Origin of the sequence: Rhodococcus sp. NPDC080181, from assembly GCF_040702225.1 — a bacterium.
Lineage (GTDB): Bacteria > Actinomycetota > Actinomycetes > Mycobacteriales > Mycobacteriaceae > Rhodococcoides > Rhodococcoides fascians.
In genome coordinates, this window is sequence record NZ_JBFBKN010000052.1 from 1 (window position 1) to 6,873 (window position 6,873).

A 6,873-nucleotide genomic window follows, 5' to 3' on the forward strand; every position below is an offset into this window, starting at 1 on the left:
CATAGGGAGAGAGTGCGGTGACGATCGTGCGCATCGGCAGGTACTCCCCGAACGGCACCAGTTGCCGCTTGTCGTGCCTCTGCCCGGGCCCGGTGCCGGGATCCCACACGATCGAGGTGTTGCTCGTGGTGCCGTCGTCTCGGCGGAGAACCGTGCCGACGAGTACGGGGACTCCGACGGCGCGGGCCGCGGCGGCGATACGTGCGGCGGCGTCGGGGTTGCGCAGGGGATCGATGTCGGAGGAGTTCTCCGGCCAGATGACCAGGTCGGGTGCGCGTACGCGGCCGGAGTCGATGTCGGCGGCGAGCTCGATGGTGCGCTGAACATGGTTGTCGAGAACCGCGCGTCGTTGGGCGTTGAAGTCGAGACCGAGACGCGGGACGTTGCCTTGCACCAAGGCGACGGTGACCGTGTCCTGCGGCGGCGGAGCGAACAGTGGAGCCACCATCGTGAGCGCCCCTACAGCAGTGGCCACACCGATGCACGACGCTGCTGCAGTTCTGCGGGTGATGCGACCGGAGGCAACGACGCCGGCCAGAGCGGACCCGATCAGCACCACGACGAACGACAACCCCGGCGCGCCGATCACCGCAGCCAGAGGCAGCAGCGGTCCGTCGGATTGACCGAATGCGATGCGGCCCCAAGGGAAGCCGCCGAACGGGATCGATCCTTCTGTCGGTTCGGCGGAATGGTGGCTCGATCAGTACGTGAAGACGCGACGCTCCGGGCGAAGGGCCAGTCGTGTCCACAGCCCGGTGAGAACCACGGCGGTGAGCAGCCCGATCAGCGCGCCAGGGCCGGGGCCGGCGAGAGTTGAACTGTCGTGAGCGGACTGGCGTGTCCAGATGGACAACATCGCCAGGACCGAAGTGCTGGCGCATCCTGCGGCGGCGAGAACGATCAGATGGATCATTCGGGTATGGAGTGCGGCGGCTGAGCAGATCAGACAGAAGATCACACCGGCATGGGCGGCAATGACAGCGACGATGCTGGTCGATTCCGCCTGCGCCGCTGCATTGTTGAGCAATGTTGCCCAGCCCGTTGCCTCGCCCGACTGGCCCAGGCACAGACCCAGCCCTGCTACGGCGATCACTGTAGCCGCACGCAGGCGCTCGTGGGCAGCCATCTCTACCGTCGCCAGCACTCGTCGTTCGATGGCCTCGAACATGGGCCGATAGTGGCGAAGATCGTCGTGCACTTCGAACCCTCCCGTGAACTGCGGTATCGGCCGCATCCGTCGGCCGCGTCCTGTGTCGGCGCAGCTCATGACCGGTCGACCACCAGTCGCACCGCGGGCGGAGAAAGTTCCCGGATCGACGCGGGAACTTCGGCACCCGCGGATGCGACTGACTGTAGGTACCGCGGCGATGACGTCGGTACGAATCCGCCCGGTGGCTGACCGGGCGTGCTGCGCAGGAGTGCGTGGCCGGGCCGGTCGTGCGGCGCGGCCACGCACAGCGCGATCACTTCACGTTCGCTGACGCGGCGACACCAGTTCACTGTTCGCCGAGGTATCCCTCCCGGGTCGTCAGGATGTAGCGGGGTACCGACGCAGCCGGAGGCTGTTCGATACGACGAAGAACGACGAGAACGCCATGGCAGCGCCCGCGAGGAGCGGGTTGAGCAGACCTGCGGCCGCTATGCGGATGGCAGCGATGTTGTACCCGAACGCCCACACCATGTTTCCCTTGATGGTCGCCAGTATGGCCTTGGCCAGCCCCAACGAATCGACCACATCGCCGAGGTCGTCGCGGACGACTATGATGTCCCCGGACCGATGGCGACATCGGTGCCCGCGCCGATCGCCAAACCGAGATCCGCGCTCGCCAACGCCGGCCCGTCGTTGATGCCAGCTTCCGCCTGTCGAGGACTTCGTCGCGGTGCCCGGAATGGGAACCCACGGCCGGGTCCACGGGCGCTCGTCGAGATCGGTCGTAGACGAGGGGCGTTCCTTCCAGTCGGTGCGGTGGGGCGGGTACCCCGGTGCGGTCAGGCACGGGGGCGGGTGGTCACAGACGTGAGGTTCCGCGGACGATGTCACCCTCGATGTAGGTGAATCCGACTCCGCGGCCGTCACGGAGCGCGAAGTGGTATTCTGCGGGGACCCAGACGGTATCGAAGTGCGACGCCGGCCGCCCCTGCCGCGTCTGCCGCGTCTGTTGTCGTACAACCATATTCGGCGCGATCAGGGATGGCCGGCGGTTACGAGATCGACCTACGCATACCGGCGGCGGGCGTCGTCGATCTGGTCGGTGCACAGCAAGTGTGGATCGGGAAGGGGTTCGCCGGACGCATGGTAACCCTGTGGGCCGACCTCGCCAGCATCCACGCCGTGATCGACGGTTTGGTGGTCACCACGGTTGGAGCTTGTCAAGTTATCTGTGAGCGAATTTGCTTTCAGGTGAGATAAGGGTCGAGTCTGTCCGGATAGTTGATCACGAGCGCGCCGAGCGCTTGTTTCCAACCGGTCGTCAGAGATCCTTCGATCAGTCTGTTGACCTCCCTGCCGGTGCGGGGTGCGAGTCGATCTTTGCTCAGGCGGTCTCTCTCCCGGGCGCGCTTGTCCTCGATGCTGCAGATCGCGAGCCACAGAAGCTTCACTGCCGCTTGATCATTGGGGAAGTGTCCGCGGTTTTTGATGATCTTGCGAAGTTGATAGTTGAGCGATTCGATGGCATTGGTGGTGTAGATGATCTTCCGGAGCGCCGGTGGGAAAGCCAGGAACGGGATGAACCGCTCCCACGCGCTCTCCCACGTCCGCACCGCTGTCGGATACTTGACACCCCACTGCGAGGATTTGAAGTCGTCGAGTGCAGCTTGGGCCGCATCGACGGTGGGTGCGGTGTAGATCGACCGGAGCGACGACGCCACCGCTTTGCGGTCGCCGTAGGCCACGAACCGCATCGACGCGCGGATCAGGTGGACGGTGCACGTCTGCACGACGGTGTGCGGCCACGTCGCTTCGATGGCGTCGCCGAATCCAGTGAGGCCGTCCGTGCAGGCGATCAGGACGTCTCTGACGCCACGATTTGCCAGCTCAGCGCAGATCCCGGCCCAGAACTTCGCCCCTTCGTGTTCTTGAACCCAGATCCCCAACACGTGTTTGATGCCGTCGAGGTCGACACCGACGGCGATGTGCGCAGCCCTGTTGGTGACCTGCTGACCGGACCTGATTTTGACCACGATCGCATCGAGATAGAGGATCGGATAGATCGGATCGAGTGGCCGGCGCTGCCATTCGAGGACTTCCTCGAGGACCGAGTCGGTAATCTTGGAAATGGTCTCGCGGGAAATTTCGGTACCGATGGTCGAGGCAAGATGATGCTCGATGTCGCGCACTGTCATGCCGCCGGCGTAGAGCGCGACGATCATGTCATCGAGCCCACCGATCCTGCGCGCACCACGCGGGACCAGGGTTGGAACGAACGTGCCGTCGCGGTCGCGGGGGATTGCCAACGGCACATCGCCGACTTCGCTCGACACGGTCTTGCTGCTGAAACCGTTGCGAGCGTTGGGAAGTAGACGGCCGGCAAGGTCGCCCTTGTCGTATCCGAGGTGCTCGGTGAGTTCGGTCTGCAGTCCGCGCTCGAGAACCGCCTTGACCATCTCCTGCAGGAACCCGCCCTGCCCGGTGATCTGCAGCTGGCCCGTGTCGATCTTGGCCATCACCTCGTCGAGGGCACCCGAGGCCTTCAAGGCGTCGAAGGCGCTGAGCTCAGCCCGATCGTTCGTGTCATCTGCATGATTGCCGTCCACAGTCATGGTCACGATGATGCTCCATCCGTGTCAGTCCGTTCTTACACAAACCATCTGACACGCCCCACGGTGTGCCTCCCAGCTGACGAGCGCCGACCTCGACCGGTTGACCATGCGCGGCGCACGTGCAGGGCAGACTGCGCCGGCACTGCCCGCGTTCGATCCGAGTGCCCGCTTGCGCACTGCGGCACCGATCGAGGTCGATCGCACCGCCACCCGCGATGGACTGATCACCCTGCTCGGCCATCAGCTCGCATTGGGTCCGGACACCGCCGGAACCCGCATCACCCTCAGAATCGAGGGCGGTCTCATCCACGCCATCGCCGGTAACCATGTGATCAAGACCTTGCCGAATCCGTTGATCAGCAACGATAACCGCCAACTGACCCGCGTGCGTCGAGCAACGACGCTCCTCCCGCCGCCCTCGGGCCCCCAACGCGTGCACCGGAAAGTGCCGATAGACGGTGTCGTCATGGTCGACGGCCAGAGATTGCCCGTCGGCCGCACACACGCCGGAACCATCCTCACCGTGGTCGTCGAGGATCACCATTTCCGAGTTCTCGACGGCCCCACAAAACTCTCACTGCACGCCGGAACCACCACCAAACCGATCCGAAACTTCAACGCCCACCCGACCCCGAGACCGTTAACGATGTCCCGGTGACGATCAGTTAGGTATGTCCCGAGACCACACACGTCACGCATTTGCATGCGCAGAAATAGGCTCTGTGATGCACAACGATGTGCGTTACAGGGCCATGGATGCCTGGACGGTGACGTAGACGGCTACGACGAATAACAGGGCTGCGAAGCTACGGGTGAGTGTGGTGGCAGAAACTCTGTCGCTGATGACTTTTCCTGCGAACGAGCCTGTAATTGCCGCGAAAGTGAACGGTACGACGATCTCCCACGGGATGGTGGCACCCGTGCCGAGGCGTTCGGTGAAGGCTCCCGCGCTGGTGATGGAGATGATCACCAGTGACGTTCCGACCGCGACGGGCATCGAATAGCCCAGTGCCAGAACCAGGGCGGGGACGATGAGGAATCCGCCGCCCACTCCCAGAAACCCGGTGAGGCAGCCGACGACGAGCGCGGAGGCGACCAGCTTGACCACCTGCGAAGTAGTGATCTTCACTTTCGTGGGCTTGGCGGCGACCGCGACGGCGCTCGACCGTGTTTCCGCGGTCTCGACCGGGTTCGGCGTCGGTAGGTCGGCATCGTGTCCTCGCCGGGTGCGGCGCAGCATCGCACCGGCGGCGACGATCATCAGAGCCGCGAATGCGAGCAGCAAAATCTGCGGGTCGACCGATCGGTTGAGGATCGACCCACCGAAGGCGGTGCCCGCGCCCAGAAGTCCGAACACTGCCGCTGCCCGCCACCGAACGTGCCGTGCTCGCGCATGGCTGATGGCCGCGATGATCGAGGTGATTCCGACAATGATCAGCGAGGCGCTCGTTGCCGATTGCGGTTCAACCGCCAGGAGGTACACCAGAGCAGGAACAGTCAGTATCGATCCCCCACCACCGAGCGCGCCGAGGGAAAGCCCGATGAGAATCCCTGCGGCGACTGCGATCGCGAGGATGGCGACCATGTCAAATTACTGAGCCGGGCGTGCCGTCATCACGGACCACAGGGCGGCCGTCTTCGTGCCACGCCATCATACCGCCCGACAGATTGTGCGCCGTGCGATCGGCATCGGTGAGGGCCGCGACAGCTTTGCTCGACCGAGCGCCCGAGCGGCACACCACGACCAATTTCTGCTCGGGAGGATAGGCAGCAGGATCGAGATCGCCGAGGCGTACATGGACGGCGTCCGGGGCGTGGCCGGCTGCCCATTCGTCGTCCTCGCGGACATCGATCAGGATGGCTCCCGATTCGGCGATCAAAGCGTGTGCGGCGGCCGGATCGGCTTCCGGTGGTGCTCCAGTCATGAAGAACGCTCCTTGGATCAGTGGGTGCTTACAGGGCGTGCAGCGGCGTGGCCGGCACGAAGCGATAGCCGTCGCTCGGTGAGAACGTGGCCGAGACGGTGAACCGATCTCCTCGAATCACTGTGTGCCGCAACTCCACCGGCCGGGAATTCATGCAACCCGAACGGCGGATCGACAGCGCGGAGGTCTTCGAATCGAGTTCGAGTGCTGCCGCATCCTCCGGATCCGGGACGACGGCAGTGACGTCCTCGCGGCCACCGGTCAGGCGGATGCCGCAACGCTTCTCGAGCTCGATGTAGAGAGCCGTGTGAGTGAAGTCCGCATCCAGGAGGTCGCGTGCCAGATCCCCCGGCAACCAGGCACGGTCGAGCGCCAACGGCATGGTCCCTGCCATACGGATGCGCTCTAGGTAGAGCAGCGGCGCCTTGGGACCGACCCGCAGGGTAGCGGCCACCGCGGGGTCGGTCCGCAGTTCGAGTACACGCACCACGCTGTGCTGAGCAACACCCGTGGCTTCCACCGCAGCGAAGAGACTGTAGAGCGCACCGAGTGGCTGCTCGATCACCGGCGGAGCCGCCAACCGAGAAGGCCGGCCACGCTCTGCAATCAAGATTCCTTCGTTCCGCAGGTGCCGCAGGGCCTCGCGGGTGGTGTGACGGCTCACCCCGTAGCTCGTCGTCAACGCATGCTCGCCCGGGAACTCGGAGCCGGCGAATTCGTCGTCACCGATTCGGCGGACCAGATCAGCATGCAGTTGCGCCCACAGCGGCATCGCACTGGAGCGGTCGAGCGCGGCACTGCGATCGGGTTCAACCATCAAAGGCCCTCCTGTCGATCTGTGTCGGAATCCGAATTCGAGCCGCCGACTGCTGGCCCTCGGGGCCACTGTACAACAAATGTACGTACATCCGTACGGACGGGAGATGCTCTGCGCAGGTCGACACGCAACAAGACGACCTTCGCATCGACAAAGTCTCGCCGAGCACGAACGAGCGCCTGGTGGAGATCGCGCCGAACCTGGTGAATCCGTCCGCGTAGCGACGCGGCATCACGTCGCCTCCCAGTCGGTCCCGGGTCAGGCCAGTCGGTGCCGGATCAGGAGTGTCGCCCGGGGTCCTGCTCGGTCTGGGGTCTGCTCACCGTCGGTGGCGCAGCGAGCCGACAGGGCGAGCACAGGACCAAACCG

General features: G+C 64.6%; 8 protein-coding genes and 1 pseudogene. 1 reads left to right on the forward strand and 8 read right to left on the reverse strand.

What is annotated here, in order from left to right:
• From lnt to AB0O58_RS26550, 5 genes and pseudogenes are all read right to left on the reverse strand, one after another.
• Positions 1-664, reverse strand: a 664-nt coding sequence (gene lnt / locus AB0O58_RS26530) for an apolipoprotein N-acyltransferase (RefSeq protein WP_366239029.1), incomplete at its 3' end; no start/stop codon positions are given.
• Between the two features lie 36 nt (positions 665-700).
• Entirely contained in the window at positions 701-1,168 is a 468-nt protein-coding gene (locus tag AB0O58_RS26535; protein ID WP_051048272.1) for a hypothetical protein, read from the reverse strand.
• Positions 1,169-1,528: 360 nt separating this feature from the next.
• Positions 1,529-1,851 (reverse strand): annotated as a pseudogene (locus tag AB0O58_RS26540) (cation-transporting P-type ATPase); the annotation flags it as partial.
• A gap of 158 nt (positions 1,852-2,009) precedes the next feature.
• Positions 2,010-2,174, reverse strand: coding sequence for a hypothetical protein (locus AB0O58_RS26545; protein ID WP_155288693.1), 165 nt, complete (start codon positions 2,172-2,174; stop codon positions 2,010-2,012).
• A 223-nt stretch (positions 2,175-2,397) separates the two neighbouring features.
• Positions 2,398-3,762, reverse strand: coding sequence for an IS256 family transposase (locus AB0O58_RS26550; protein WP_317786061.1), 1,365 nt, complete (start codon positions 3,760-3,762; stop codon positions 2,398-2,400).
• A 106-nt stretch (positions 3,763-3,868) separates the two neighbouring features.
• Between AB0O58_RS26550 and AB0O58_RS26555 the strand changes: the two genes are divergently transcribed.
• A complete protein-coding gene (locus AB0O58_RS26555; protein WP_008720428.1) occupies positions 3,869-4,420 on the forward strand; it encodes a hypothetical protein in 552 nt (183 codons plus the stop codon).
• A gap of 84 nt (positions 4,421-4,504) precedes the next feature.
• Here the strand turns inward: AB0O58_RS26555 and AB0O58_RS26560 are convergent, their stop codons facing one another.
• From AB0O58_RS26560 to AB0O58_RS26570, 3 genes are read right to left on the reverse strand one after another with little or no spacing between them, the layout of a single operon-like run.
• Positions 4,505-5,347: a sulfite exporter TauE/SafE family protein gene (locus AB0O58_RS26560; RefSeq protein WP_008720427.1), complete on the reverse strand. Its 843-nt coding sequence runs from the start codon at positions 5,345-5,347 to the stop codon at positions 4,505-4,507.
• A gap of 1 nt (position 5,348) precedes the next feature.
• Positions 5,349-5,687 carry a rhodanese-like domain-containing protein gene (locus AB0O58_RS26565; protein ID WP_008720426.1) on the reverse strand — a complete coding sequence of 113 codons (339 nt, stop codon included), beginning with the start codon at positions 5,685-5,687 and terminating at the stop codon, positions 5,349-5,351.
• Between the two features lie 28 nt (positions 5,688-5,715).
• The gene (locus AB0O58_RS26570) at positions 5,716-6,504 is read right to left on the reverse strand and encodes a GntR family transcriptional regulator (protein WP_008720425.1); all 789 of its coding nucleotides are present in this window, start codon (positions 6,502-6,504) and stop codon (positions 5,716-5,718) included.
• Positions 6,505-6,873: the final 369 nt, after the last annotated feature.

Excerpts from the sequence above, each read along its gene's own strand:
- AB0O58_RS26570 (WP_008720425.1), bottom strand. The coding sequence starts at position 6,504 with ATGGTTGAACCCGATCGCAGTGCCGCGCTCGACCGCTCCAGTGCGATG.
- AB0O58_RS26545 (WP_155288693.1), bottom strand. The coding sequence starts at position 2,174 with ATGGTTGTACGACAACAGACGCGGCAGACGCGGCAGGGGCGGCCGGCG.
- AB0O58_RS26535 (WP_051048272.1), bottom strand. The coding sequence starts at position 1,168 with ATGTTCGAGGCCATCGAACGACGAGTGCTGGCGACGGTAGAGATGGCT.
- AB0O58_RS26560 (WP_008720427.1), bottom strand. The coding sequence starts at position 5,347 with ATGGTCGCCATCCTCGCGATCGCAGTCGCCGCAGGGATTCTCATCGGG.
- AB0O58_RS26550 (WP_317786061.1), bottom strand. The coding sequence starts at position 3,762 with ATGACTGTGGACGGCAATCATGCAGATGACACGAACGATCGGGCTGAG.
- AB0O58_RS26565 (WP_008720426.1), bottom strand. The coding sequence starts at position 5,687 with ATGACTGGAGCACCACCGGAAGCCGATCCGGCCGCCGCACACGCTTTG.
- AB0O58_RS26555 (WP_008720428.1), top strand. The coding sequence starts at position 3,869 with ATGCGCGGCGCACGTGCAGGGCAGACTGCGCCGGCACTGCCCGCGTTC.